Annotated in this window: 23 protein-coding genes and 1 riboswitch; of the genes, 8 read left to right on the top strand and 15 right to left on the bottom strand. The window is 70.1% G+C overall.

Features of this window, described 5'->3' with window-relative positions; translation table 11 throughout:
• The 4 genes from ACYVK5_RS02600 to ACYVK5_RS02585 form a co-directional block, all read right to left on the bottom strand.
• On the bottom strand, window positions 1-772 hold a 772-nt coding region (locus ACYVK5_RS02600; protein WP_460701715.1), incomplete at its 3' end, for an HAD hydrolase family protein.
• Window positions 769-1,170, bottom strand: coding sequence for a hypothetical protein (locus ACYVK5_RS02595; protein WP_460701714.1), 402 nt, complete (start codon window positions 1,168-1,170; stop codon window positions 769-771). The genes ACYVK5_RS02600 and ACYVK5_RS02595, both read right to left, overlap by 4 nt.
• Window positions 1,171-1,701: 531 nt before the next feature.
• Window positions 1,702-3,090: a tyrosine--tRNA ligase gene (gene tyrS, locus ACYVK5_RS02590; RefSeq protein WP_460701713.1), complete on the bottom strand. Its 1,389-nt coding sequence runs from the start codon at window positions 3,088-3,090 to the stop codon at window positions 1,702-1,704.
• Between the two features lie 233 nt (window positions 3,091-3,323).
• Window positions 3,324-4,697, bottom strand: a complete 1,374-nt coding sequence (locus ACYVK5_RS02585) for a tetratricopeptide repeat protein (protein ID WP_460701712.1) — start codon at window positions 4,695-4,697, stop codon at window positions 3,324-3,326.
• Window positions 4,698-4,954: 257 nt separating this feature from the next.
• Here ACYVK5_RS02585 and ACYVK5_RS02580 point away from each other — a divergent pair, with 257 nt between their 5' ends.
• Entirely contained in the window at window positions 4,955-6,670 is a 1,716-nt protein-coding gene (locus ACYVK5_RS02580; protein WP_460701711.1) for an outer membrane protein assembly factor BamB family protein, read from the top strand.
• Window positions 6,671-6,700: 30 nt separating this feature from the next.
• Entirely contained in the window at window positions 6,701-7,456 is a 756-nt protein-coding gene (locus tag ACYVK5_RS02575) for a C1 family peptidase (RefSeq protein ID WP_460701710.1), read from the top strand.
• A 63-nt stretch (window positions 7,457-7,519) separates the two neighbouring features.
• Here the strand turns inward: ACYVK5_RS02575 and cysS are convergent, their stop codons facing one another.
• On the bottom strand, window positions 7,520-8,947 hold the full coding sequence (gene cysS / locus ACYVK5_RS02570) for a cysteine--tRNA ligase (protein ID WP_460701709.1): 1,428 nt from the start codon (window positions 8,945-8,947) through the stop codon (window positions 7,520-7,522).
• 475 nt (window positions 8,948-9,422) lie between these two features.
• Here cysS and ACYVK5_RS02565 point away from each other — a divergent pair, with 475 nt between their 5' ends.
• The 3 genes from ACYVK5_RS02565 (at window position 9,423) to ACYVK5_RS02555 (ending at window position 14,532) form a co-directional block, all read left to right on the top strand.
• Window positions 9,423-9,659, top strand: a complete 237-nt coding sequence (locus ACYVK5_RS02565) for a hypothetical protein (RefSeq protein WP_460701708.1) — start codon at window positions 9,423-9,425, stop codon at window positions 9,657-9,659.
• Window positions 9,660-9,781: 122 nt separating this feature from the next.
• The gene (argS, locus tag ACYVK5_RS02560) at window positions 9,782-11,563 is read left to right on the top strand and encodes an arginine--tRNA ligase (RefSeq protein ID WP_460701707.1); all 1,782 of its coding nucleotides are present in this window, start codon (window positions 9,782-9,784) and stop codon (window positions 11,561-11,563) included.
• Between the two features lie 89 nt (window positions 11,564-11,652).
• Complete coding sequence (locus ACYVK5_RS02555) at window positions 11,653-14,532, top strand: DEAD/DEAH box helicase (RefSeq protein WP_460701706.1); 2,880 nt, start codon at window positions 11,653-11,655, stop codon at window positions 14,530-14,532.
• A 525-nt stretch (window positions 14,533-15,057) separates the two neighbouring features.
• On the opposite strand, the gene thiC is transcribed toward ACYVK5_RS02555, so the two are convergent.
• Window positions 15,058-16,824 (bottom strand): phosphomethylpyrimidine synthase ThiC, encoded by a 1,767-nt coding sequence (gene thiC / locus ACYVK5_RS02550; protein WP_460701705.1) that lies wholly within the window; start codon window positions 16,822-16,824, stop codon window positions 15,058-15,060.
• A riboswitch (TPP riboswitch) is annotated at window positions 16,819-16,923 on the bottom strand. It overlaps the preceding gene by 6 nt.
• A gap of 110 nt (window positions 16,924-17,033) precedes the next feature.
• On the opposite strand from thiC, the gene ACYVK5_RS02545 reads away from it, so the two are divergent.
• From ACYVK5_RS02545 to ACYVK5_RS02535, 3 genes are all read left to right on the top strand, one after another.
• The gene (locus ACYVK5_RS02545) at window positions 17,034-17,246 is read left to right on the top strand and encodes a hypothetical protein (protein WP_460701704.1); all 213 of its coding nucleotides are present in this window, start codon (window positions 17,034-17,036) and stop codon (window positions 17,244-17,246) included.
• Window positions 17,247-17,367: 121 nt separating this feature from the next.
• Complete coding sequence (locus ACYVK5_RS02540) at window positions 17,368-18,627, top strand: UDP-N-acetylglucosamine--N-acetylmuramyl-(pentapeptide) pyrophosphoryl-undecaprenol N-acetylglucosamine transferase (protein WP_460701703.1); 1,260 nt, start codon at window positions 17,368-17,370, stop codon at window positions 18,625-18,627.
• A gap of 102 nt (window positions 18,628-18,729) precedes the next feature.
• Window positions 18,730-19,236, top strand: a complete 507-nt coding sequence (locus ACYVK5_RS02535; protein ID WP_460701733.1) for a hypothetical protein — start codon at window positions 18,730-18,732, stop codon at window positions 19,234-19,236.
• A 120-nt stretch (window positions 19,237-19,356) separates the two neighbouring features.
• On the opposite strand, the gene ACYVK5_RS02530 is transcribed toward ACYVK5_RS02535, so the two are convergent.
• The 9 genes from ACYVK5_RS02530 to ACYVK5_RS02490 all read right to left on the bottom strand — a co-directional run bounded on the left by ACYVK5_RS02530 (window position 19,357) and on the right by ACYVK5_RS02490 (window position 26,371).
• Window positions 19,357-19,593: a helix-turn-helix transcriptional regulator gene (locus ACYVK5_RS02530; RefSeq protein WP_408632848.1), complete on the bottom strand. Its 237-nt coding sequence runs from the start codon at window positions 19,591-19,593 to the stop codon at window positions 19,357-19,359.
• A gap of 3 nt (window positions 19,594-19,596) precedes the next feature.
• Entirely contained in the window at window positions 19,597-20,460 is an 864-nt protein-coding gene (locus tag ACYVK5_RS02525) for an ABC transporter permease (RefSeq protein WP_460701702.1), read from the bottom strand.
• The gene (locus tag ACYVK5_RS02520; protein ID WP_460701701.1) at window positions 20,457-21,491 is read right to left on the bottom strand and encodes an ABC transporter ATP-binding protein; all 1,035 of its coding nucleotides are present in this window, start codon (window positions 21,489-21,491) and stop codon (window positions 20,457-20,459) included. Before ACYVK5_RS02520 ends, ACYVK5_RS02525 begins: the two co-directional genes overlap by 4 nt.
• 76 nt (window positions 21,492-21,567) lie before the next feature.
• The gene (locus ACYVK5_RS02515; RefSeq protein ID WP_460701700.1) at window positions 21,568-22,404 is read right to left on the bottom strand and encodes an Rv3654c family TadE-like protein; all 837 of its coding nucleotides are present in this window, start codon (window positions 22,402-22,404) and stop codon (window positions 21,568-21,570) included.
• Complete coding sequence (locus ACYVK5_RS02510) at window positions 22,401-22,736, bottom strand: TadE family type IV pilus minor pilin (protein ID WP_460701699.1); 336 nt, start codon at window positions 22,734-22,736, stop codon at window positions 22,401-22,403. The genes ACYVK5_RS02515 and ACYVK5_RS02510 overlap by 4 nt, the downstream gene beginning before the upstream one ends.
• 35 nt (window positions 22,737-22,771) lie before the next feature.
• Window positions 22,772-22,990 (bottom strand): DUF4244 domain-containing protein, encoded by a 219-nt coding sequence (locus tag ACYVK5_RS02505; protein ID WP_460701698.1) that lies wholly within the window; start codon window positions 22,988-22,990, stop codon window positions 22,772-22,774.
• Window positions 22,991-23,286: 296 nt separating this feature from the next.
• Complete coding sequence (locus tag ACYVK5_RS02500) at window positions 23,287-24,459, bottom strand: type II secretion system F family protein (RefSeq protein WP_460701697.1); 1,173 nt, start codon at window positions 24,457-24,459, stop codon at window positions 23,287-23,289.
• Window positions 24,423-25,586: a TadA family conjugal transfer-associated ATPase gene (locus tag ACYVK5_RS02495; protein ID WP_460701696.1), complete on the bottom strand. Its 1,164-nt coding sequence runs from the start codon at window positions 25,584-25,586 to the stop codon at window positions 24,423-24,425. Before ACYVK5_RS02495 ends, ACYVK5_RS02500 begins: the two co-directional genes overlap by 37 nt.
• A complete protein-coding gene (locus tag ACYVK5_RS02490; protein WP_460701695.1) occupies window positions 25,583-26,371 on the bottom strand; it encodes a CpaE-like family protein in 789 nt (262 codons plus the stop codon). The genes ACYVK5_RS02495 and ACYVK5_RS02490 overlap by 4 nt, the downstream gene beginning before the upstream one ends.
• Window positions 26,372-26,379 lie beyond the last annotated feature (8 nt).

Genomic DNA, 26,379 nt, shown 5'->3' with positions numbered 1-26,379 from the left:
GAGACGGCCAGGGGAAACGGACCACGTGAGAGCGTGACACCGCGCCCCTGGCCGATCTCACGGCGGCGTCCCCGATCGCGAGGGTGCGGTCGGGATGGACGCCCAGGCGGCGCCGGACGCGGTAGAGCGCGGTGGCCTTCGAGATCAGGCCTGCGGCCAGGTCGATCCAGTCCTCGCCCGCCGGGGTGGCGGTCACGTCGAGTGCCCGCAGGTGGTGCAGCAGGGTGGGAGTGACGCCGGGTGCGTGCAGCACGAGCCGCGGGGTGGCTTCGGGGAGGCGGTCGTGGGTGACGAGGGTCTGGCGGCCGTTGAGCAGTCCGGGCTCGAACTGGCGGGTGACGTGGTAGCCGTGGCCGACTTCTTCGGCGGCGATCTGGGTCTCGGCCATGAGCTCGCGGACCAGGTTCACGACGGGTGGCACGTGCAGGGTGAAGGCGTCGGTGATCTCGTACCCGCCCGGCATGTGGGGTGTCAGGCGTGCGGTGACCGCGCCGTTGGAGGCGACCAGCCAGCCGCTGGTCAGACCGAGGCTCGCGGCGACCGGCATCACGCCGACCAGGGAGCGCCCTGTCGAGAGAACCACGTGGTGGCCGGCGGCGATCACGTCCTGCACGGCGTCCGCGGTGACCGGGGGCACGTCGATCGTGCCTTCGGGAACGAGGGTGTCGTCCACGTCCAGGGCGATCAGCATCGGCCCGTCGGCCGTGGTCGTGTTCTCGGTCGTGGCCAGGCCGTCGGCCACAGCGGTGGTGGTCGTTCGTGCTTCGTTCATGGCGTCGTCCTTGCTGCATGTCGGGGCGTATGGCGGTGGAGCACGTCGGTCAGGCGCGGCGCTGTGGCCGCAGACCGGGGTTCGACGGCGCTCATGGCGGAGTCATCGATGACGACGCAGGCCGCGCCGTGGTGTTCGAGCTCGTGCGTGAGACGCGCGCTGGCGGTGGCGAGGGTCGTATCGGCGGGCACGATGACCAGCCGTGCCTCGTGCAGGCGGGCGGCCTCGACGATCTGGCTGATCGTGAACCCGTCGAACCGGTCGGTCACGATCTGCGCGAGCGCGTATCCCTCGATACGGGCGTGCTCGGTGACGGCGTGACGCTGCTGGTCGAGCGTCTCGGGGTCGGACGCGGACGCATACCCGACAGCGGTCGGGCGAGGCATGGTCGGCGTCATGAGGGACTCCCTCGGCGTTCGGGTCACGTCGCGGATCAGGCTGCTGGGCCTGGTTGGTGCGACCCGCAGACGGCGATCCGTTCCGGCCGACGTCTGCGGGTCTGTTCCCAGACTCTGTCCGCGTTCTGTCGCCAGGTGAGTCGTCGGCATGGCCTGGTTCGGGAGACGGGTGTGGTGCCTAGCGCGGCTGGTCGTTGCGGGAGACGCCCTACGCCGGTGCATGACAGGGCCGCACTGGGTCGCGTCGTTGCACCCGTTGTGGCAGAGAGCAGCGCAGCGTCTCTGTTGTGGTGCTGAGGATGTGGCCGCCATGCGAGGCGAGGGCCGAGTAGTGGATCTCTGGTTGCGTTACCTACTGGTCATTCGTAGTGGTGCCATCGCGCAGTGGTGTCTGCGGGGCGGAGGATGTCGAAGCGGTGGCGCCATTCGGGGCGGACAGCGCGCTCACGAGCGGTCAGCGCTGCGACGAGCGTCCTGAAGAGGTCGAAGACGGGTCCCGAAACGGTTGGTCTGGATCCTCGATCACAGGTATCAATCGCTGATCTTGGCCAGCTTGCGGCCGACCTTGAGGAAGACGTCTCCCGAGGTCGTGTCGATTCCCGCGAGCGCGGTAGCCAGGGCTTCCCGCGCCTCGTCCGCAGTGAGAGTCGTCTGCCGCTGGCCGTCCTCGGCCTCCACGACGATCCGTAGGCCGTTCTGCTCGGCGACCCGGCGGACGTCCGAGTTCGACTTCGCGAAACCGAGTGTCTTGACCACATCGACGACCGACACCGTGAGGTCCTCGATTACAGGCAGGTCAGAGACGTCGCTGAAGGTGCGCTTGGAGAACTGCGCGGTGAACTCCTCACGGGCCTTCATCGCGGCATCGACACCGTGGACAGCGGCGGTCATCTCACCGGCGAGGATCTTCTTGAGGTCCATCGGGTGGAGCGTCTTCGCGGCAAGACGTTCGGTGACGACGGCGAGCTCGGCGTCGGTCCACTCCGACAGCGCTCGGAAGTAGGGCTCGACCAGCCGGTCCGGCACGGACATGAGCTTGCCGAAGATCTCGCCCGCCGGCGCCGCGACCGGGACGTAGTTGCCCTGCGACTTGGACATCTTGGCGCCCGTGCCATCGGTGCCTTCGATGAGCGAAGTCGCGACGACGATCTCGGGGGTCTGGCCGCTGATCTCCATGACCTTGCGCCCCATCTGCATGTTGAGGAACTGGTCGATGCCGCCGATCTCCAGGTCGCAGTCGATCTCGACCGAGTCGAGCGCCATGACAACCGAGTAGATCAGCTCCGCCATCGACAGACCCTGGCCGGCCTCCAGGCGTTTGCGGAAGTCCTCACGCTGCAGCGGCATCGAGACGGGGATCTTCGCGAGGATCTCGATGATCTGAGGCAGCGTGACATCTCGCAGCCAGTCACCGTTGTAGCGGAACTGGGCGTGAGAGAAGTCGAAGAACGGGGTGACCTGCTCCTTGTAGGTGGCCAGGTTTCGGGCGATATCATCGTCCGTCAGGGCCGGACGCTCGTCGGACCGGCCCGACGGGTCGCCGATCTTGGCCGTGACGTCACCGACGATGAGCACGACCTGGTGCCCCATCCGCTGGAAGCGGGACAGCAGCATCATGGGCACGGCGTGCCCGAGGTGGACCTCGGCACCGGTCGGGTCGATGCCGAACTTCGCGATGAACTGCCGGTTCGCCGAAGCAGCCTGGGCGACGCGCTCGGCAAGAGCGTCCGCGGACGGCTGGAGCTGCTGAGTCCGAGCCGCGATGAGCTCCGCCTGCTCATTCAGGCTGAGGTCCGACAGGTCGAGGGTACGGCGAGCCGTCGTCTCCGAAAGCAGGTCGGTGACCGCCCGATAGCCGGCCAGGTCCGCCCCTCGCAGCAGCGCGGTGGCGGTCTGGACGGACTGGGCAAGGCGGGTCATGTCGTCTGCTCCTGGAGATCGAGGATGGGAATCGTGCTGGTAGAGACTGCCCGTGAGGCCGCTCGCCGGGCTTCGACCGCATGGACGCGCGGGAACGGCGCCGAATGGCGGAGCAGCGCCACGAGTCGATCATTCACAACGGTGCCATTGCGAAGACGGATATCGGGCGCCGAGCGCGTCAAAGCGGTCGTGCCCCTCTGGCGGTCTGGCAGCGTTCGGGACTACTACGGTTTCTAAGCACCTCGCAGCGTGCTCAGCTGACGCTGCAGCGCCATTGTGCTTTCGTTCTGCTGGACGTCGTTCAGTGCAGTCTGGAGCGGTTCGAACCTGTCGAGGGTCCGAACGGAGCGGACTGTCGTGGCACTCGCGACGACCTCGTGGCCGACTCGTAGCCCTTCGTCGATGTCTCCCGTGCGCAGATGAGCGGTTGCGAGCGCGGTGAGATCGAAGGTTCGGCTGCGTGCCATTTCTGGGCCACGTCGGCCCAGGGCATGAGTGAGGTGCCCGATGGCTTGTTCCATGTCGGTTCCGGGGACGTCAGGTCCCGTGGTGAGGACGACACCGGTCACAGCGTCGAGATGCAGGTCAGACCTGCTGAACTCCTGCACCCATGCTGCGGCGCGGTCGCGGTCTGCCTGCTCCCATTCGGCTGTCGCCCGGTTGAGCGAACGCTTCATCTGGGAGCGTTCGCCGAGCATCGCGTATGCCCACGCTTCATTGGCGCACATCATCGAGGTCGTCACCCCGCACCCGGAGTCCTGTGCGGCGATCTGCCCGAGCTGGAAGAACCTCAGCGCTTCATGCGGGAGCCCTCGATGCAGATGAAGGCGCCCCATCCGATACAGGATGTTCGCTGACAGCGACTGATCGCCGACGGCCTTCGCCTGCTCCAGGGCTCGGGAGAAGTGGCGCCTGGCCACCGTGAACATCCCGGTGTCGAACGAGGTCCACCCCGCAAGGTTGTGCAGGTCCGCCAAGGCGACGAGCAGGTCGTGGCGAGTCTTTTCGGTGGCGTCGGCCAGGAGCAACTGTTGCGCCCAACGCACCTGGGCTGCGATCGCATCGCGACACGCTCCACCGCCGTACTGGTAGTCGACAACTCGCATCGTGGCGGTCAGCGACTTGAGCTGGACGACGTCCGACGCCCCCACCTTTGACGGGACCGGCGCGGTCTGCCGTTCTACCGGTTGCCACCAAGAGGTCACGTCCGCGACGTCAGCCTCCATGGTCATATTCGCGGCGTGCGACAGCATCCGGCGAGCCTCTTCACGCTCGGACGAATCTGTCGAGATGTTTGCCACCACCATGTCGAGCACCGATTCGGTGGACTCGTCATACGCCACTCCCATGTACCCGCGTGGTACACCGAGCCCGTCAGCGATACGGACCAACACGTCGTGCGCCAGAACCTGCCGGCCGCGAAGAATCTCGTACACCTCCGACGGGCTCTGCGTCGTACGTCGCGCGATCGAACGCTGGGAGATACCGATGCGCTGCAACAGCTCGTAGACCTGCTTCAGGTCGCGGCGGGCAAGCGCGGTACGCATCTCCGTCCGCTCCCAGACGGCTGGACTGATCGGTTCGTTCCCGTACGGGTCGACGTTCATGACTGGCCCCCAACGACGCTGGTCTCGTTCGCTCAGCAGGCTATGGCCAATCAGCCCCCAGCGGGGGGATGTGGCACAAGTGACCAGCAGAGGTGACTAGCAGCACGAGTCGCCCCAACCGACTCGCCGAACCAGCTATCCACGCAGCTCACTTCCAGGGCGTCACCAGGGGAAACGTGGTCGTCCCAAGCGCATCGGCCACGAGAGCCACGGCCTGGCGCTCCAACCGCACTACACGTGAGAAAGGAGGTGATCGCATGAGGCCTGATGACAAGCTCTGGCGACGAGCGACGCCCCGCAAGGATTGTGACGTTCGCGCAACTGTTCTGGCAGCGACGCCGCTGCACGGGGTCGGTCGTGTGCCCCTGGCGACACCGCACGGCATACTTACTGTCGGCTATGACGATCAGGCCAAGACGTTCGACTATCGGCTGACGACGGACAGCCACGAGGAACGCTGGCGGCGTTCCTTCCCGATGGGGGCGTACGCGCAGAGCATCTACAACGCCGATATCGGCGAACTCTGCGTTCCGAACTCGTTCACCAAGTACTCGGCCCTCGACCCGAGTGATGGTCATGTTCGCTGGGAAGCCGACCTGGGGTCACGCATTCGATCGACAGCAGTGGCGGTAGGCAGCCGGTACATCATCTTCATCGGGAATCACATCCTCGAGTTCGGCGCCGATGGGGTCACCGAGCTTGCCGTGCTCCCTGGATCGATCTTCTTCGGCAAGCCAGTCGTCTCCGACGGGAGGTTCTACGCGCTCGCCGGCCTACGTCGCGGCGACGGGGCATCCCTGGCCCTGGTGTGCTTCGAGAAGTCGTCGAGCCAGATCTCCTGGGCTACGCCGATCGGCCGTGACTACGTCGTCGCCTCGGACACGGCCGGCCCCGCGCTGGACACGGCGAACGGCTTGGTGGTGGCTGGAACGAGCGATGGCCATGCCGTAGCGGTCGACCCTGACGCGGGAACCATCAGATGGAAGACCGAGCTACCAGACCGGGGCGTCGCAGTGCGGTCGGCACCGTGCATCACGGACGGCGTCGTGGCTGTTGGGACCCTCGAAGGCGCACTGCATCTCCTGGGATCGATCGACGGGAACGTGATTCGCTCGACAGAGGTGGATCCGCTCGGGATCTGGTCCACACCGGCGATCCATGATGGGAGCATCTACGTACACGGCGGCGCCTGGCTGAGTCAGCGCAGCCTCGCCGACCTCTCGGTGAGCTGGGAAGTCCCGATCGGGTTCAATGCGTACTCCGCGCCCGTCATCGCCGACACCGAGCAGATCCTCATCTGCGGCGGTGACCCACCTGCGGACGGTTATCTCGTCTCGGTCTCCCTGACCGACGCCGGTGCCCCACCAAGCATCGAGTCCGAGTACGTCATGGGCGCCGACCGTGACTTCCTCCGTATTGAGTATCAGACGGACGAGCACGCCGACGAGATCGACCTGGACCTGCGGCACTTCGGACGTACCGGCCACGAGAGGATGCTGCGCAACGGCCTGCGTTCGTACTACTGGGCGGGCGAGGTCAACCAGGACAAGCGCTACGCCGAAGTGGCGATCTACGGCCGCCTGTACTCCAGCACTGGTCGGCGGGTCATGAGCTTCGTCGTCGACACCGGCTCCATGCAGCGCCCCGAGGTCGCGCAGGCCCGGGCGCTCGGTGACGCCGAACTACCCGTACCCGCCGAGTCTCGCGCGAACTCCGGCGGTCCGGTGCTCACAGCTGTCCTCGCCGCGCACGGCAAGTCCGTCGAGCCCGGCTTGGCCGAGGACGCCGCGCAGTACATGCGCGGGCAGGGCATCGACCCCCACCACATCTGGCGAGGCGGATCCGCCCGGATCATCGCTTCGTCCTCGCTTCCACTCCCGGAGATGCACGCCCGGACGCCGACGCGGTCGGACGTGACCAACGTCATCGATGAGTGGGAGAAGGGCGGTCAGGACGACGCCTCGACGCAATGACCGGCAACACGAAGAAGGAGAGGATGCGCAATGCTAACCGTCCGTGACATCAGCACCGGCGCGCTGAACGGCGCGGGTCTCTTGCCGATCGGCAGCTACGACCCGTTCCAGCCGCGATTCATCGCCAACCTCAAGGAGCACCTGGCCATCGGGTACTCGGTGATCGTCCGGCTCCACCCGGGGGTCGCCTACCCGATGCCCGACAACGATCTGGTGCACAAGGTCGACCGCGAAGGCCACGTCGTGGCCGTCGTCGGCTACAACGACGAGGACGGCACCTTTCTCGTCGGCGACCCGTGGCGCGCCGAGTGGGGCGGAGACCGCCACGGCCTGACCACCCTCACCGCACAGGACCTGGCCCTGCTCCTGTGCAACACGACCGCGTGCTTCGCCGCGATGCCGGCGCCCATGTCCGTGTCCGTCCGGATCGAGGCCGTCGGACCAACGACCAGCGAGTTGATCGTCACCGTCGGCGCACCCCGCCACCCGCACGCCCGGTGCGAGCTGCGGTCCATCACCGACCTCAACGCGAGCATCAAGCTCCCGAACGGCCTCACCTGTGACCAGGCCCGCCAGTGGGCCGACCTCATCACCCCGGAGGGCGACGCCGAACTCGCCTGGGTCGTCGAGGAACACCACCCGGCCGACGGCGAGATCGAGATCGCCGTCGCCGGTCTCGGCCTCGGCTACGACCCGTACCCCTTCCAGGACGTCGTCGGGAGCCGAGCCCGCATCGCTGTCCGCTCCGTCCTGGACGCTCCGGTCCGGGAACGCCAACTCGTCTGACCGGCACGAGGCGAGCGTGGTGCTCAGGAACGTCCTGAGCACCACGCTCGCCAGCACTGTTGGTCAGTCGCCGACGCTGACGCCCGGCTCTGCAGGGTCACGGTCGCCGTTCGAGACCGTGTCGTCGGCCAACCACCAGCGGGTGCCATTCGCGGTGTCCTCGATCACGATCCCCCGGCCGGCCAGTGCATCACGGATCTGGTCGGCACCAGCGAAGTCGCGCGCTCTACGCAGTTCTGCGCGGCGCGCGAGCTCGGCCTCAACCTCGGCGTCATCCACCGAGCAAACGTCAAGATCGAACATGTCGAACAGCTCGTTCACGCGCTCAAGAAGCCGCCCCGCCGACGGCCCTGCCGACAGACCACCTCGGTTCTGCTCACGGATGTAGCCGAACAGCACGGCCAGCGCGGCTGGCGTATCCAGGTCGTCATCCAAGCGCTCAAGCATCGCAGCCCACGTCCGCTCCGCCGCGTCCACAACCGTCGAGGCTTCCTGCGCTGACCGATCGATCTGACGGGCGAAGTTCTCCACCCTGCGACGTGCACCACGCGCCTGCTCCAGGGTGTCCACCGACAGCTCCATCGATGACCGGTAGTGCTGGGACAAGAACGCGTACCTCAAAGTCCGATAGTCGCTCATCGCGAGCGCATCACGAACCGTCAGGAAGTTGCCCGAGCTCTTGGACATCTTCGCGCCGTCGACCCGCAACAGACCGGTGTGCACCCAGTGCCGTACCAGCGGCTCCTTGCCCGAGGCCGCTTCCATCTGGGCGATCTCCGCCTCGTGGTGGGGAAAGATCAGGTCGACCGCCCCGCCGTGCAGGTCATACTGCGGGCCGAAAAGAGCCTCCGTGATCGCGGTGTCCTCGATGTGCCAACCAGGCCGCCCCGGCCCCAACGGCGTGTCCCAGAACGGATCGCCCGGTTTCCGGGCCTTCCACAACGCGAAGTCACCACGATTGCGCTTCGCGTCGTTCTCGTCGATCCGCGCCACAGAGTCACCCTCGGCAACCTCAGTCCGCCCCGAGAGCTTTCCGTAGCTCGGGAACGTGGACAGGTCGAAGTACCACCCATCGCCCAACCGATAGGCGTGCCCACGATCGACCAGCGCCCGCACCTGAGCGACGATCTCATCGATGTGGTCGTGAGCACGCGCGTAAACATCCACCTGGGTGTTCCCGAGCGCCGCCATGTCCTGTCGGTAGGCATCCTCGAACTCGGCAGCAAGGCCACGTGGCTCGCGCCCCAGCTCGTTCGCGCGACGAATGATCTTGTCGTCGATATCGGTGATGTTCTGTGCATAGGTCACCTCGAAGCCGCGAAGCCGGAGGTAGCGCGCCAGGAAATCAAACTGGGTATAGGTCTTGGCATGCCCGACATGAGCGAGGTCGTACACCGTAGGGCCACACACGAACATCCGCACCACCCCGTACGTCATCGGTTCAAGCGGCTCCACACGCCTCGTCAGCGTGTTGTACAAGGCAATCGCCATGCCTACTCTCCAGATCTGTCCGATGTGACGGCAACGAACCACGACGACGTGGCGGCCTTCAACCCGCAACGGCGGCGGGCTGGCGACCTGTCGCTACGAGGCGACCGGCCACGTCACAGTCGCCCCCGGTATGACCCGCGATGCGGTTCATCTCAGCAGGCTATGGCCAATGTCGCACCAGCAGGAGGCTCCCGACGCAAGCGACTAGCAGAGATGACTAGCAGCACGAGTCACCCCGACGGACTCGCCGAACCGTCCATGTGCAGGGCTTCTCTCCAGTGCATTGCCAGGGGCAGTGTGACCTTCATCCACACGACTGCCCGCGTAAGACATCGAAGGGACGCCTCCATGCGTGTGCACGCGATCTCACGTACAACGAGCGCATCCTCGTCGCAGCCGACCATCGCACCTGTCTACCTGGAACTTTCACGGTGAGCGGGCCGACCATGCGCAGTTCCGTCTCTGGGAGCTCAGTGTGTTCCGCGACGGCGAACCCGTAGGCATCCAGTCCATCTCCGCGAGAAACTTCCCCATCACCCGCGAGGCAACGACGGGTTCCTGGCTCGGTCGCGCCTTCCAGGGTCGGGACATCGGCAAGAGAATGCTCGGCCCGACGAACTCCGTACAGAACTCACCGTCGACGGCCGTCGACGCGGTACGCGAGCTGCTCGGCATCCACACCGTGAAGCCCACGCCTTCTGACAAAAGCTGAAGTCCGGCCCGCTTCCCCCGAACTGCGCGCCCGTTCCCGACCAGCCGTGAGGCGCGTGGTCCGTAGACTTTGCCCTGCCTGCCGTTCTGGCAGGTTCTTCCCATCATCGAGAGGCCTTCTGCGTGTCTGACGTTGTCGCGATCAAGGACCAGGTGGAAGCAGCCGTGCAGGCTGCCCTGACCCGGGTGCTGCCGGCCGAGCTGGCTGGCACCGACCCGGTGGTCCGACGATCCGAGCGCGCGGACTTCCAGTCCAACGGCACCCTGGCCGTGGCAAAGAAGGCGCACCGGGCTCCGCGCGACATCGCCACGGACGTCGTGGCTCACCTCGCAGGCGAGGAGAGCCCGGCCATCGAGGCCGAAGTCTCGGGCCCGGGGTTCTTGAACATCACGGTCCCGGACCAGGCCATCTGGTCGAACGTGGCCGCGCGTCTCGCTGATGACCGGCTCGGTGTGCCCGCCTCCCGTACTGGGGAGCGGGTGGTGGTCGACTACTCGGCGCCGAACGTGGCCAAGCAGATGCACGTGGGCCACCTGCGCTCCACCATCATCGGCGACACCCTGGCCCGCGTCTTCGATCACCTCGGCGCCGGCGTGATCCGCCAGAATCACATCGGGGACTGGGGCACCCAGTTCGGCATGCTGATCCAGTACCTCGACGAACACCCCGAAGCCCAGTGGCGAGGCCAGGGCGCCGAAACGATGGACGCACTGGACGGCCTGTACAAGGCCGCGCGCAAGGAGTTCGAGGCCGACCCCGCGTTCGCCGACCGTGCCCGTTCCCGCGTCGTCGCCCTCCAAGCAGGCGACGAGGCAACCGTGGCGACCTGGCAGGACCTGGTGGCCGAGTCCGAGACCGCGTTCGAGGCCATCTACCAGCGCCTGAACATCCAACTCGACCACGACGACTTCGACGGCGAGTCCCGCTACAACCCCGCCCTGCCCGGCATCGTCGAGGCCCTCGCGGAGGCGGGGATCGCGGTCGAGTCCGAGGGCGCGATGGTCACCTTCACCGACGGCATCACGAACGCCGACGGCGACCCGGTGCCACTGATCGTGCGCAAACGGGACGGCGGGTTCGGCTACGCGGCCACCGACCTGGCCACCCTGCGCCTGCGTGTCCAGGAGTACAAAGCGGACACGATCTTGTACGTGGTAGACGCCCGCCAGGCCCTGCACTTCCGCATGGTGTTCGACACTGCACGCCGGGCCGGCTGGCTCCCCGAGACCATGCACGCCGAGCACGTGCCGTTCGGGACCGTGCTGGGCACCGACGGGCGCCCGTTCAAGACCCGCGCCGGAGACACCGTGCGCCTGTCCGACCTGCTCGACGAAGCAGTCGGCCGCGCCCACGCGATCCTGGCCGAACGGGAGACGGGCCTGGACAAGACGGAGCTGGACACAATCGCGAACGCCGCCGGAATCGCCGCCGTCAAGTACGCGGACCTCTCCAACACGCGCACCAAGGACTACGTGTTCGACGTCGACCAGATGGTCTCCTTCACCGGCAACACCGGCGTCTACCTCCAATACGCCCACGCCCGCATCCGCTCCATCCTCCGCAAAGCCGAACAGACACAACCCGACGCCGCACCCGGTCCGGCAGCGGCCGGTGCCGTGGACGTCACTGCACCGCTCGAACCGGCCGAACGCGCTCTCGCGCTCGCCCTGGACGAGTTCGACCAGGTCGTGCGCGACGTCGCCGAGACGCTTGAGCCCCACCGCCTGTGCGGCTACCTCTACGCCGTCGCCACCGCCTACACCAAGTTCTACGACACCTGCCCCGTTCTGACCGCCCCCGACCCGGTTACCCGCACCAACCGCCTCGCCTTGTGCGACCTCACCGGCCACACCCTCGACACCGGCCTCAGACTCCTGGGTATCACCGCACCCGAACGCATGTGACCCGGTAGTCGCAGCGAAACCACCGCAAGGGCGTGACCGCGTCGGCCCCTCCGTCCCCGGCACCACAGCTCGTTTGCCACACTTGGCCCGTGCCGTCCGCCGAACATCCGCTGCTGAGCGTGCTCACCGCACAGGGGGTCCGTGCAGAGCGGCTCACTCATGTCCGGACCCTTCCCGGACGGGCCGGTGAGCAGGCCGACTGGCCGGACTGGGCGGACCGGGAGATCGTCGCCGGCTACCGGGCGCTGGGCGCCGACCGGCCCTGGGTCCACCAGGCCGAGGCCGCCGACGCCGCGTGGCGTGGCCGGCACGTCGCGCTCGCCACGTCGACGGGTTCGGGGAAGTCGCTGGGGTTCTGGCTGCCGGTGCTGTCGGACATCCGGTCCGCCGCCGGCGATCGTGACCCGGCGGCGAATGGCGACCCGCGGCCGTCGTCGTCGGCGAACGCCCCGCGGCCGACCGCCATCTATCTCAGCCCCACCAAGGCCCTCGCCGCCGACCAGCTCCACGCGCTGCGGCGCGTGCTCGACGCGGCCGGCACCCGCGACGTCCGCGTCACCACCTGCGACGGCGACACGCCGCGCGAGGAACGAGTGTGGGCCCAGAGCCACGCCGACGTCGTGCTGACCAACCCGGACTTCCTGCACTTCGCGCTGCTGCCCGGCCATCGCCGCTGGTCACGGCTGCTCCGCGGGCTGCGGTACGTCATCGTGGACGAAGGTCACGCCTACCGTGGGGTGTTCGGCGCGCATGTCTCGCACGTGCTCCGCCGGCTGACCCGGCTCGCGGAGCACTACGCGGCGGTCCCGACGTTCCCGTCGGTCCCTCCCCCCGCGCGGCGCTCGTCCACCGCGCCCACTGATGAGGCGCCCACGGTCGCCGAGAGCGGAGACCAGCTCGGCGGGAGCGAAGCACGCCGGGTCAGGTTCGTCGTCGCCTCCGCGACGAGCGCCGAACCCGGCATCAGCGCGGGGCGGCTGATCGGCGTACCCGCCGGGGAGATCGCCGTCGTCGACCGCGACACGTCGCCCGCGGGGCGGCGCACGTTCGCGCTGTGGCAGCCGCCGGAGATCGCGGGGTACGGCTTCACCCGGTCGGGCGGTGGTTCCGGGGCCGACGACGATGACGGCGAGCCCGGCCGCACCGGCTCCGGGGGCACCGCGAGCGCCCGCGACGACTCCGCGGGAGAAGGCGGGACGAGTTCCGGCGGGCCGCGCGTCGGCGACGACGACCCCTGGGCGCTCGACGCCGACCCCGATCACGAGTCGCCTCCGCCGGCCGAGCAGGCCCGGGAGAATCCCCGCCGCTCCGCCACCGCCGAGGCCGCCGACCTGCTCGCCGACCTCGCCGCCGCCGGCGCCCGCACGCTCGCGTTCACCCGCAGCCGCCGGGGTGCGGAGTCCGTCGCTCAACGAGCCCGGGACCACCTGCGACACGCGATCGTGCCCGCCACGACCGCCGTCGTCCATCCCTCCGAGCGGATCGCCGCGTATCGCGGCGGGTACCTGCCCGAGGAGCGCCGCGAGCTGGAGCGCGCCGTTCGGACGGGGGAGATCCTGGGGCTGGCCACGACCAACGCGCTCGAGCTCGGGGTGGACATCTCCGGCCTGGACGCCGTGCTCGTCGCGGGCTGGCCGGGCACGCGCACGTCGCTCTGGCAGCAGGCGGGGCGCGCCGGGCGCGCGGGCGCCGACGGGCTCGTCGCCTTCGTGGCGCGCGAGGACCCGCTCGACACCTACCTGGTCCACCATCCCGAGGCGGTCTTCGACGCGCCTCTTGAGGCCACGGTCTTCGACCCCGAGAATCCGCACGTCCTGGCCCCGCACCTGTGCGCGGCGGCCCAGGAGGTGCCGCTGCGGTCGGCCGACCTGGAGCGGTTCGGCGATCCGGGTCACGTGCGCCACGTCCTGGAGGTGCTGGTCGCGCGGGGTGCGCTCCGCCGTCGGGCGTCGGGCTGGTACTGGACGCACGCGCAGTCCGCGGCGGGCCTGACGGACCTGCGGGGGTCGGGCGGTGTGCCGGTGCGCGTCGTCGAGGCGGGGTCGGGGCGGCTGCTGGGGACGGTGGACGCGCCGTCGGCGGACGGCCAGGTCCACGACGGCGCGGTCTACGTCCACCAGGGCGTGACCTATGTCGTCGACCGGTTCGATCTCACCGATCACACCGCCGTCGTCGTGCGGCACGACGTCGACTACGGGACGTGGTCGCGGGAGGTGATGGAGGTGGCGATCGTCGGGGCCGACGACGGCGGAACGGGCGAGATCGCCGGGTCCGGCGACGGCAGCGACGGCCGGGCCGCCGAGGACCGGATCGGTGCCGTCGCGAGCCAGGCCTCCGGCGAGAACAAGGGAGCCGAGGACCGGGCCGCTGCCGCCGCGGGCCGGGCCTCCGGAGAGGACCGGCCCGTCGTCACGCGCGCATGGGGACCGATCACCTGGGGGATCGGTCCCGTCGAGGTGACGAGCCAGGTGGTGAGCTTCCAGCGGCGCCGGCTGCCGGACCTGCAGGCGCTCGGGACGGAGGCCCTCGACCTGCCCGAACGCACTCTGGGCACGACGGCGGTCTGGTGGTCGGTCCCGGACTTCGTGCTGCGGGCCGCCGGCGTCGGTCCTGAGGAGACGCCCGGGGCTCTGCATGCGGCCGAGCACGCCTCGATCGGGATGCTGCCGCTGCTGGCGACCTGCGACCGCTGGGACCTCGGCGGGGTCTCGACGGAGCTGCATGCCGATACCGGACAGGCCACGGTCTTCGTCTACGACGCGTTCCCGGGCGGGGCCGGCTTCGCCGAGCGTGGCTACCAGCTCGGTGCGACGTGGCTGCGTGCCACCCGCGACGCGATCGCCGGGTGCGGGTGCTCGGACGGCTGCCCGGGCTGCGTGCAGTCGCCGAAGTGCGGCTCCTACAACTCCCCGCTGGACAAGGCAGCCGCGGTGCGCCTGCTGGACGCGGTGCTGCCACACGCACCGTAAGCCGGTGTGCGCCGCCGGCGATTCGCACCGCCGGAGCTGTGGTCGGCAGTCCGTCGTGTGATCGGCAGTTCAAGCTGCCGATCACACGACGGACTGCCGACCACATCAGCCCCGCCCTGCACCAGAGCAGGGGCCGCGGCTACTTTCCTGGCGTTCGACGCGAGATGTGCCCAGAATGTGTCACATGCCCCAGTTGCCTTCCTCAGAGGTCCTGGCCGACACGACCGTCCGCCTTTCCACGGGCTCTGTGCGGCGCCGGGCCGTGACCTGATGATCCTCATCATCCTCGGACTCGGCGTCGGCGTGGCCGTCTTCGCCGTGATGAACGGCTGGCCGTTCCCCGGGCTCGGCTGGTAGCCGGGTTCCGGCCCCGTCCGGCCAGCGGGACGGTTCGCCGCCCATCCGGGTCGCCGCCGCGCCGTCGGACGGGGGTGCCGTCGGACGGGGGTGCCGTCGGACGGGGGTGCCGGGCCCAGTCGGACGAGGGCGCCGGGCCCTGCCTGACCAGAGGCCCGGCACCGCCTGTCAGCTCGAGGCGCCGACCTGGGGGTCCGGGAGGTAGACCGTGCCGCCCGCGGCGAGGAACTCCTCCGACTTGGCCGCCATGCCGGCGCGGGCCTCGGCCTCCGTGAGCGCGCCCGGCGCCGCACCGGCAATCACCTGCTGTTCGGCCGCGCCGCCGAACTCGTCGCGGATGTCCTGCGAGATCTTCATGGAGCAGAACTTCGGCCCGCACATCGAGCAGAAGTGCGCCGTCTTGGCGGCCTCCGCCGGAAGCGTCTCGTCGTGGAACTCCTGCGCGAGCTCCGGGTCGAGCGAGAGCGCGAACTGGTCGCGCCAGCGGAACTCGAATCGGGCCTTGCTCAGGGCGTCGTCGCGCTCACGCGCACCGGGGTGCCCCTTGGCGATGTCGGCGGCGTGCGCCGCGATCTTGTAGGTGACGACGCCGGTGCGCACGTCGTCCTTGTTCGGCAGGCCGAGGTGCTCCTTGGGCGTGACGTAGCAGAGCATCGCGGTGCCGTACCGGGCGATCTCGGCGGCGCCGATCGCCGAGGTGATGTGGTCGTAGCCGGGGGCGATGTCGGTGACGAGCGGGCCGAGCGTGTAGAACGGCGCGCCGTCGCACAGTTCCTGCTGCCGCTCCACGTTCTCCCGGACGAGGTGCAGCGGGACGTGGCCGGGGCCCTCGACCATGACCTGCACGTCGTACTCCCAGGCCCGCTTCGTGAGCTCGGCGAGGGTGTCGAGCTCGGCGAACTGGGCGGCATCGTTCGCGTCCGCGATGGAGCCGGGGCGTAGGCCGTCACCCAGGGAGAACGCGACGTCGTAGGCGGCGAAGATCTCGCACAGCTCGTCGAAGTGCGTGTAGAGGAAGCTCTCCCGGTGGTGCGCGAGGCACCAGCCGGCCATGATCGAGCCACCACGCGAGACGATCCCCGTGACGCGGTCCGCCGTGAGCGGCACGTACCGCAGCAGCACGCCGGCGTGCACGGTCATGTAGTCCACACCCTGCTCGCACTGCTCGATCACGGTGTCGCGGTAGATCTCCCAGGTCAGCGCGTTCGCGTCGCCGTTCACCTTCTCCAGTGCCTGGTAGATCGGCACGGTACCGATCGGGACCGGCGAGTTGCGCAGGAGCCACTCCCGCGTGGTGTGGATGGCGTCGCCGGTGGACAGGTCCATCACGGTGTCCGCGCCCCAGCGGGTCGCCCACTGCAGCTTCTCCACCTCCTCCGCGATGGAGCTGTGCACGGCGGAGTTCCCGATGTTCGCGTTCACCTTCACCGTGAAGGCCCGGCCGATGATCATCGGTTCGGACTCGGGGTGGTTGACGTTGTTCGGGATGATGGCGCGCCCCGCGGCGACCTCGGACCGGACCAGTTCGACGTCGCAGCCCTCCCGGAGGGCCACGAACCGCATCTCCGGGGTGATCTCGCCGCGACGGGCGTAGTGCATCTGGGTGACGGTGCGCCCGGGAAGCGCCCGGCGCGGTGGCCGCTGCGTGCCCTTCCATTCGTCCTCGGCGGGGCGACGGCGCCGGCCGTCGTCGGCCGCCGCGGGTGGGCGGCCCTCGTACTCCTCGGTGTCGCCGCGTTCCGCGATCCACTCGGCGCGAGCCGCCGGAAGCCCGTGGTTCGGGTCGCACGCCGGACCGTCGGTCCGGTAGACCCGGACGGGGGCGTTCGGGGTGCCGTCGGGCGACGGCGCGAGGGTGATCTCGGTGACAGGGACCCGCAGGCCGCTCTCGTGGTCGACGTCGTACGCGAGCGTGCGCGAAGGGATGGTGGTCATCACTCTCCAACTTCCTACGCCGGAATTACCCGGTCAGGTTCGACGGTCCGGGCCGCGACAGCCCGATCTCAGCCCTTGCGAGGGCACCCGTGGGATCGAGGGTCACGTTACAACACGTCGGCAGTCGCGCGTCAACTGTGGGGCCGTACATCTTCAGCGAGCGCCACCTGGTTCGCAAACAGGCCTCTGACCTGGGATGATATGACGCCGTGGACGACATGACAGTGCAACGCGTACCCCCAGGGCCGGTTCTCGACGCCTTGCGCACCTACCACTGGCTGCCTGCCCGGTGGGGCTCCGTCCACCCGGTTCTGCTCGAAGCCGCGCTCGATCTCGCCGACGGCGACCCGCGGCGCCTCCGGGTCGACGGCGACGGCACCGTGGCGGTGCTGAACCGACCTGCGCAGCCAGAGGAGGGCTGACACGGTGTGCGCATGACGGGCGTGCCGAGCCGCATCGCACCGTTGCTGGAGATCGTGGAGAAGAGGCTGTACGGTCCTCGTGACAGGCCCTGATACTGCCGCCGACCTGGGGGTTTCCTTCGTGAGTGCTGGTGAGTTCCGGCTGCTGGTGACCGGCGGTGGGACGGGTGGTCACACGTATCCGGCCTTGACGACGGCGCAGGCGTTGCAGGCGCGGCTCGCGGTGGAGGGCGTCGTGGTGCGGGTGTTGTGGGCAGGCGCTGCGGGTGGTCTGGAAGAGCGTGTCGCGCAGGAGGAGGGGATCGAGTTCGCGCCGGTGGCGACAGGCAAGATTCGTCGGGCGTCCAATCCGTTGGCGATGCTGAGCGTGGAGAACATGCGGGACCTGGCCCGGGTGCCGGTCGGTGTGGCGCAAGCGCATGGGGTGGTTTCCGGGTTCCGGCCCGATGCCGTGCTGTCGACGGGCGGGTACGTGGCGGTTCCGATCGGTCTGGCGGCGGCGATGTTGCGGCGGCCTCTGGTGGTGCATGAGCAGACGGTCCGTCTCGGGCTGGCGAATCGTGCGCTGGTGCGCGGGGCGAGCAGGGTGGCCGTGTCCTCGCCCTCCACGCTCGATCTGCTGCCCGAAGGAGCGCGGCAGCGGGCGGTCGTGACGGGGAATCCGGTGCGTGCGGAGGTGCTGTCGGGTGAGGCGATCAAGGCGGTCGACGTGCTCGGTCTCGATTCCTTCGATCCCGGTCTGCCGGTGGTGTACGTGACCGGTGGGGCGCAGGGTTCGGTGCAGATCAACACGCTGATCGCGCAGTCGTTGCCGTGGCTGCTGGGCCGGGCGAACGTGATCCATCAGTGCGGTCCGGCCAACGTGGAGACGATGCGCGAGGCGGCGGCCGGGCTGCCGCCGGAGGCGGCGGGCCGGTATCGGGTACTGGGGTTCGTGGGGACCGAGCTACCGGACGTGCTGGCACTGGCCGACGTGGTGGTGTCCCGTTCAGGGGCGGGCACGATCGCGGAGCTGACCGCCCTGGGCAAGCCCTCGCTGCTGGTGCCGCTGGCGTCGTCGGCGGGTAACGAGCAGGCGCACAACGCACATCGTCTGCGAGACGTCGGTGCGGCGGTCGTTCTTGAGGGCGATATCGCCGCAGCGGATCTCCAGGCCAGGATCGAACCACTGCTGGACGACGCCGGGCGACGCGAGCGCATGGCTCACGCCGCCCGGGAGCACGGCCGCCCGGACGCGGTCGAAAGGCTGGTGGACGTGTTGCTGAACGCCGCCCGGGGCCGTGACCGCAGCGCGGATCGTCGCGGCATCCGCCGACAATCGAGGGACGCTCAACCTGCACGATCCACGTCCGATACCGGCAGGAATCACCAGTTCCGGTAGGGGACTGCACTGGTCGCGCACGTCCAGCGCGGTCCATGAGCCCGGGAGTCTCCCGGGCGGGCCTGTTCGCAGACACTCTCCTAGGCTCGGAGCGTGCCCACCATCGAGAATCTGCTGTCGCGCATCGACCGAATCGCCGGCGGACGCCAGTCCGGCGTCCAGGTTCCCGAGAAGGCCCGTACGCACCCGAAGACCCGGCGCGCGTTCACCTGGATCACGTGGCTCCTGGCCGCCGAACTCGTCATCGGAATCGGCGCCGTCATCTTCGCCGTCGTCCTGGCCCAGGACGGACAAGCCGTCCCGTTCGCGGTCTGGATGCGCACCATCGTCGTGCTCGCCATGACCCTCACCCTGTTCTACTTCGCCTGGCGAGCCGCGCAGGGCTGGAGGTGGGCCTACCAGCGACTCCGCCTGTTCTCCCAGATCTTCCCCGTCATCACCCTCGTCGTGGCCGCGATCCCCGGCCTCTACCCGACATGGATGGTCACCGAACAGATCATCTTCAGCCTCATCATGATCGGCATCGCCGACTTCCTCACCAGCGACCACATGCGCACCGCCTACCGCGCACCCGGCACCACGAGCCAGGCCCCGGCGAGCGGCACGTAGACCGCCGCCCGCGCGCTACCAGCGAGGCGAGGGAACGGCGAACGATCCCCGCCGTTGGACGGGGACCGTTCGATGTGCCGCTGACGGTGGCTCAACCTCGCCGCTGCCACATGCCCGCGTTCATTCCCCGAGCCGCTTGAACGGCCGCGTGGAGAACACCACCTCGACCGCCACGCCGAAGTACTCGGCGATCCGGAGCGCGAGGTACAGCGACGGGCTGTACTCCCCTCGCTCCAGATACCCGACCGTCTGGTAGTGCACGCCGAGCGCCTCCGCGAGCTCGCGCCGCGAGATCCCCCTCTCGGCCCGGAGCATCGCGATCCGGTTGTGGACGACGTCGGTGGTGGTCTCGCCCACTGCTCACCATCCCTGTGCCATGACGCGATCCCGCGCCTCGGCGACGGCCGCTCCGGAGGCCCGGCGGGCCATCCGCCGCAGCACGATCGGCGCGACGACGAAGCCCACGACGGCCCAGGCGCCGAGGACGCCGAACATCTCGAGGGTCCGCCACGACTCGCCGATCTCCACCGTCACCATCTCGGACGGCAGCATCGCGGACCGGGCTCCCAGCCCGAGCCAGTAGTACGGGAACGCCTGCCCGATCCATTGCAGCCAGGTCGGCAGCGCGGTGATCGGGTAGAAGATCCCGGCCGGGATCATCAGCAGCATCGAGCCCAGGAACAGCAGCCCCACCTGTGAGGCGCTCTTGAACAGGGAGCCGAGCGCCACGCCGATCGGAACGGTCGTGACCATTCCCATCACGTAGACCACCAGCAGGAGCCCCCAGGTCCGGGCGTCGAAGCGCAGGTCACCTGCCACCACGATGCCCGGGATGATCAGGAGAATGATGCTGATCAGCGTCGTCGCGCCGAACATGACGATCTTGCCGACCAGGTACCCGATCATTCCGTTGGGCGTGGCCTTGGCCCGCAGCAGCGTGCCGTCCTCGCGGTCCGTCGCGATGGTCCCGGCCGGGCCGGTCAGCCCGCCGAACGCGATCGACATCCCCAGGATGCTCGGCAACACCATGGCACCGAGTTCGAAGTCGGTGCCGGGCACCGTACTGCCGCGCATGAAGAGCAGCACGACCGCGAAGATCACCGGCATCAGGAAGTACCAGAGGACGTCCCCCGGCTCCCGAAGTGACTGCTTGGTCTCCAGCCAGCCACGGACCAGGCCGGCGCGGGCCGCCGCCCACCGGGCATCGTTCGTCGCCGCCGTCATGAGCGCACCTCCTGCGTCTCGCCGTCCTTGCTCGTCAGGGCGCTACCGGTCGCGTCCGGGCCCTGACCGTCCGGGCTTGAACCGTCCGGGCGTGACTCGTCCGTGCCGTTCCCGGTGGCGCCCTGCCTCGTCTCCGCACGGTGCACGAGTGCCATGTACGTGTCCTCCAGGCTGGCGCGCCGCACCTCGAGCTCGGTGATCCCGAGGTCCGTCGCCAGCAGATCGCGGACGAACGCGGTGGGATCGTTGTGCTCGACGGCGTGCACGTGGCGCCTCGCGTCCGTCGTCCAGCGCACCTCCGCACCCGTCGCCATCTGGCGCGCGAGCTCATCGGCCGACCCGTCCGCGACGATCGTGCCCTGGTCGAGGATCAGGATCCGGTCCGCGAGTTTCTCCGCCTCGTCGAGATCGTGCGTGGTGAGCAGGATCGTCGTGTTCTCGAAGTCGGACAGCCGGTGCACGAGGTCGTGGAACTCGCGGCGGGCGTGCGGGTCGAAGCCCGCCGTCGGCTCGTCGAGGAAGACCAGCTCGGGCCGGCCGACGATCCCGATCGCCACGTCGAGGCGGCGGCGCTGGCCGCCGGACAGCGACTTGACCTTCTGGTCCGCATGCTCAGTGAGGCCGACGGCCGCGAGCAGTTCGTCCACGTCCCACGGCCGCTCGACGTCGGGGGCCGAGAACGGCACGTAGAACCTGGCGAGATAGCCCAGGAGCTCACGCACCTTCCACCGGCCGTGGTCCCGCCACGACTGCAGCACCACGCCGAGGCGCGAACGCCATGCCTCGTCACCGTGCGCCGGATCCTGCCCCAGCACCGTGACCTGCCCGGCGGACCGCGTGCGGAACCCCTCCAGGATCTCGATGGTGGTGCTCTTGCCGGCGCCGTTGGGACCGAGCAGCGCCAGTACCTCTCCGCGCCTCGCCGTGAACGAGACGCCGGTGAGCACATCCTTCGTTCCGTAGCGCATCCGCAGGTCGCGGACATCGATTGCCAGGTCCGCCGACTCCTGCGACGGCTGCCTATCCGTCATCACACCCTCCATACTTTTCGTAGCAGTGATACTACGGTTCGTAGCGGGGTCATGTCACTCCATTTTTCGGCTCGGGTCACGCCCCGGTGCCGTACTCCCAGTGCCAGGCCTCGGGCTTGGCGCCACCGGACGCCGCCCAGGCGGGATGGATCCAGCCGTACCTCGCGGCGTTCGCGACCATCCACCGGTGCTCGGCCGTCCCGAAGTACTGGATGCCGCCCGCCAGGTCGATCGCCTGGCCCCAGCCGTGGTTCGACGTCCCCGGCGGCGCGGCCAGGGCGCCTTTGCCGGCGGCGACCGCCACCTGCTCCTCGTACGACCGGTACGAGTCGCGCACCGCCAGGTTCCGCCCGAACGCCGCGCGGAACGCCACGTTCAGCCGCTCGATCGCGACGGCGGCGTCGCACCGCAGCGCCTCCCCTGCGGCGAACGACAGCTCGCACAAGAGGTGTGGTGGGATCCGGCCGTTCCGGTGGTTCCTGACGGCAGCCGCCAGGCGTGAGACGCGCCCGGGAACATCTGCCCCGTGCACCACCTGCCCCTGCCCTGCTTCCACCGGCCGCGGACCCGCACGGGCGTCCGCACGCGCGGCGCCGAGGGACGACCACCGCCCGGGCAGCGCCACCGCACGACGGACCTCGACCCGCACCATGCCCGCGGCCTGCACCCGGCACGACGTCGCCTCCGCCCCGTTGCGCGCGACAGCCGCGGTCGCCGTCGCGCACGCGTCGAAGCCGCCCCGCAGCGCCGCGGCACCCGCCAGCGCGCCGAGGTCCGCGGCCGACTGCGCCGCACCGCGACCGTTCTGCGCGGCCCCGAGCGCGGCGATCCCGCCCGCGAATGTCAGCACCGCACCGATGATCCCGAGCACCAGTACGGTTCCCGCGCCGCGCTCCGCGGCCCGCCGGTTCATGGCTCCACCCACGCCGTCGCGGTGCCGCGTGCCCGGAGCGGCCCCCCGGAGGCCCACCCGTTCACGACGGGCGTCGTCACGGTCACCCGCACCCATTCGCCGTCGCCGTTGCGGTCGCCGTCACGGTCGATCGACAGGTCCGCGTCGTCGCCACCGATCCGCGCGACGGCCCGGGCAACTGCCGCCTCCTCCTCGCCGATCGCGACCGCCCTGGCTCCCGCCCGGGCCGCGTCCACGGCGCGCATCTGCGCCACGGACGCGGCCACGAGCGTGAGCACCGCGACCAGGACCAGCACCACGGCGGGGAGGGCGACGGCGAGTTCGGCAGTCACGGCTCCCCGCTCCGCATCCCGGTGCGCGGCCATCCTCAGCCCGCCGAAAGCGCCGTCGTGATCAGCGACGTGAGCAACGACTTCACGTCACCACCCGTGAGAACGACCATGAGCAGGCCCGCGAACCCCACCGCGCCCAGCGTCGCGATCGCGTACTCGGCGGTGGCCATCCCCGCCTCGGGGTCCCTCCCCGGGGATCCTCGCTCGCCGCCCGCGCCGGGTCCCGCCGGAACGGCAGCCTTCGTGTCGGTCATCGTCATCTCCTCCTTCGTTCGCCCGCCGCCTCGTGCGGCGGGACATCTCACGCGCCCGCCGCATCCCGCGGCGGAGCACTCCAGGCCCGGCGGAGGTCCTCTGCCGGGCGCTGTCGGCCGGCGTGGCCAGGCCGGCGCGCCGCGGAGTCAGACCTCGGGGTCACTCCCCGGAGTCAGGCCCCTCGCAGAGTTCCGGCCGGGCACTCCCGATCGACCTGGCCAGGCCGGCACACCCCCGGGAAAGATCGTCGGCGGCCGTCACGCAGCGTCGCCGCGCGTGCCGCGGCCGCGCGCCGTCAGGCGCCGAGCAGGTCGATTCCCAGCGCGAGCAGCACCGGGACCAGCCCCACCAGGACGAACGCCGGCAGGTAGCAGCATCCGAGAGGCAGCACCAGCCGCACCCCGAGCCGTACTGCCGCCGTGCGCGCCGCGGTGCTCCGATCCCGGCGGACTTCCTGGCCCGCAGCCCGCAGCGCCTCGCCCGGTGCCGCGCCGTCGGTCCAGGCACCACGTAGCGCTCGCCGCATTGGCAGGAGAGCATCGGGGGTTCCCGCCCACGCCTGCTCCCAGCGCGCGCCCAGCACCAGCGCGTCGGCAACACCGCGGAGTGCCGCCCCGCTGCTCCCGCCGGCCGCGTGCCCGACGGCGCCGAGTGCCCGCGGCACGCCGGACCCTGCGCCGAGGGCCGCCGCGAGCAGGTCGAGCAGCACCTGCACGTCGATCTCGGGGCTGCCCGGCCTGCCGCGCGCCAGTGCCACCAGTCGTGCGGACCAGGCCCATCCGGCAAGCAGGAGCGCCGCGCCCAGAACCGCCGCGGCAGTACCGAGGCCGCCGTCGGTCACCACGCCGAGCGTGTCGGCGCCGAGCAGCCACCCGAGCCCCGCTCCGGCCACGGGCAGCCAGAGGATGACGCGCGCGGTCGTTCGTGGCCCGGCGAGCGCAGCCTCTCGTTCGGCCCGAGCCTCCGCGTCCCGCACGAGCGAGTCCGCCACGGACTCCAGCACCTGGCCCAGCGGGGCGCCGACGTCGAGCGCGAGCCTGGTGGCCGCCACGACCGCCCGTGCGTCTCCCGGCCCGAGCAGACGTCCCAGAGCATCCCCGTCGGGCACTCCGGCGAGGTCCACCGGGACGCCGGCGGCCCGCGACCACGCCGTGCCGGGGGCAACGCCCGCCCGCAGCAGCGCGACCACCTGCAACACGGTCACGCGCACCGGACCCGTCCCGCCCGACCCGTCGGTCTCTCCTCCGGGCCGTCGCACGTGCCGTGCACCAGGCCTGGCGCCATCGGCCGCCCCGGATCCGCCCGGACGGGCGCGGATCCCGAGTTCGCGCACATGTCGCCCCGCCGGCGCGAACCCGAGGCGCACCGCCGCTGCGACCAGGACCCCGACCACGACGACCGGAACACCCCCGTCCACGCCGGGCACGACGCTCACCACGGCCCGAACCGCCCGGTCAGTTCCCGCCACACGGGCGGATCGTTCTCGAAGGAGGACCCGTATCCGTCCCACCACGCCGCAGGCTGCACCACGAGCTCGCCACTTCCGTCGCGGCCCACGACGCCGATCTCCGCGAGGAACCTCACGCCACGTTCGCGCCGCAGGTGCAGCACGACGTCGAGCGCCCCGGCAGCCTGCGCCGCCACCGCCTCACGCGGCATCGCCGCCAGTGCCGCGAGCGCCTCCAGCCGTGCCGGGACCATCGCGACGGCGTTGGCATGCAGTGTCGCGAGGCCACCGTCGTGACCGGTGTTCATGGCCATGAGCACCTCACGGACCTCGGCCCCGCGGCACTCGCCCAGCACGATCCGGTCGGGTCGCATGCGCAGGGCGTCCCGGACCAGGTCGGCGAGGTCCACGCCGCCGGCGCCCTCGACGTTGGCGCGCCTCGTGGCCAGGGACACCACGTGCGGGTGGTCGGGCACGAGTTCACGCGCCTCTTCCACGGTCACGATCCGCTCCCCGGCCCCGACCAGGGAGAGCAGAGCCGCGAGCAGCGTCGTCTTCCCGCTTCCCGTACCCCCGCTGACCAGGATGTTCGCCCGCCTCTCCACGAGTGCCCGGAGCAGTCCGGCCCAGCCGGACGGCAGGGTCCCGACCGCCATGAGCTCGTCCAGCGAGTACGCCCGCGTGCGCAGCACCCGGAGTGAGATCGCGGCCCCCGCCGGGGCGAGGGGCGCGAGGAGGGCATGCAGCCGGGTCCCGTCCGGCAGCCGCGCGTCGACGCTGGGCTGGGCGTCGTCCAGGCGCTGCCCGCCGATCGCCGCCAGCCGGACGGCGAGTGCCCGCACCTCCGTCGTCGTCCCCAGGGTCGCGTCGACACGTTCGAGACCTCGCCCGCGGTCCACCCAGACCTCGTCGGGCCCGTTGACGAGGACGTCGGTGACGTCCGGCTCCTCGAGCAGATCCTGCAGCGGGCCGGCGCCCAGCAGTTCCGCCCGCGCCGCCCGGTCCAGCACCTCGAGTGCCGTGGAGCCCAGCACCCGGCCGCTGTCCCGCACTGCCTCCCGGACCGCGTCGGACGGGCCCATGCCGCCGCGTGCTATCCGCGTCCGTACGTCGTCCAGCAGTGCCGGGTCGAGCGCCCGGGCGGTCACAGCGCCGCTCCCAGGTTCTCGGCGAGCCGCGCCACGGCGTTCCGGCGGCCGGCCGGCAGTCCGTCACCGCGCTCGATCGCTCCGGGCAGCGAGCGGTCACGTTCCAGGACGCCGTCGACGGGCAGCCCGAGCGCGGCACCGAGCGCGTCCGGATCGACCTGTCCCGGTGCGGGACCGCGCACCACGACGCGGACGTCACGGACACCGGCCGCGACGAGCTGGTCACGCACCAGTTCGGCGCCGGCGGCACCAGGGAAGGTCAGCGGCGTCACGAGCACCGCCGTGTCGCACCCGTGAAGCAGCGCGCGCACCGCCCCCGTCCAGGAGCTCGGTCGCGGCAGGTCGAGCACCACGGTGCGTCCGGACCGCACGACGCCGGCGCACACGTCGAGCACGATGTCGTCCGACGGCGGTTCCGTCCGCCGTCTCCCGCTCACCACCGGCACGCCACGCCAGTGCGGCAGGGCGGCCACGAGGGTGTCGCCGTCGACCTCTCCCCGGGCGGCAGACAGCTCCGGCCAGCGCACGCCCCGGACCTCCTCGATGCCCAGCAGGATCTCGACGCCGGGCGCGCCGGCGTCGAGGTCGACGAGCACCGCCGGCTCCCCGCGCCCGGTCATGCCGAGCGCGGCCGCCGCGCAGACCACGGTGGCCCCGACCCCTCCGCTCGCGCCGGTCACGGCGATCACACGCCCGTTCCGCCCCATGGTCGGTCCCCCTGTCCGCCGGGCGCCCCCGGCCGTCGTCCCGTCGCCGTCGTCCAGCGCCTGACCACCAGCCTTCACCGCCACGA

The sequence above is a fragment of the Myceligenerans halotolerans genome, from assembly GCF_054782975.1.
Note: the sequence above shows the minus strand (reverse complement) of the source record. Positions and strands in the feature narration are given on the sequence as shown.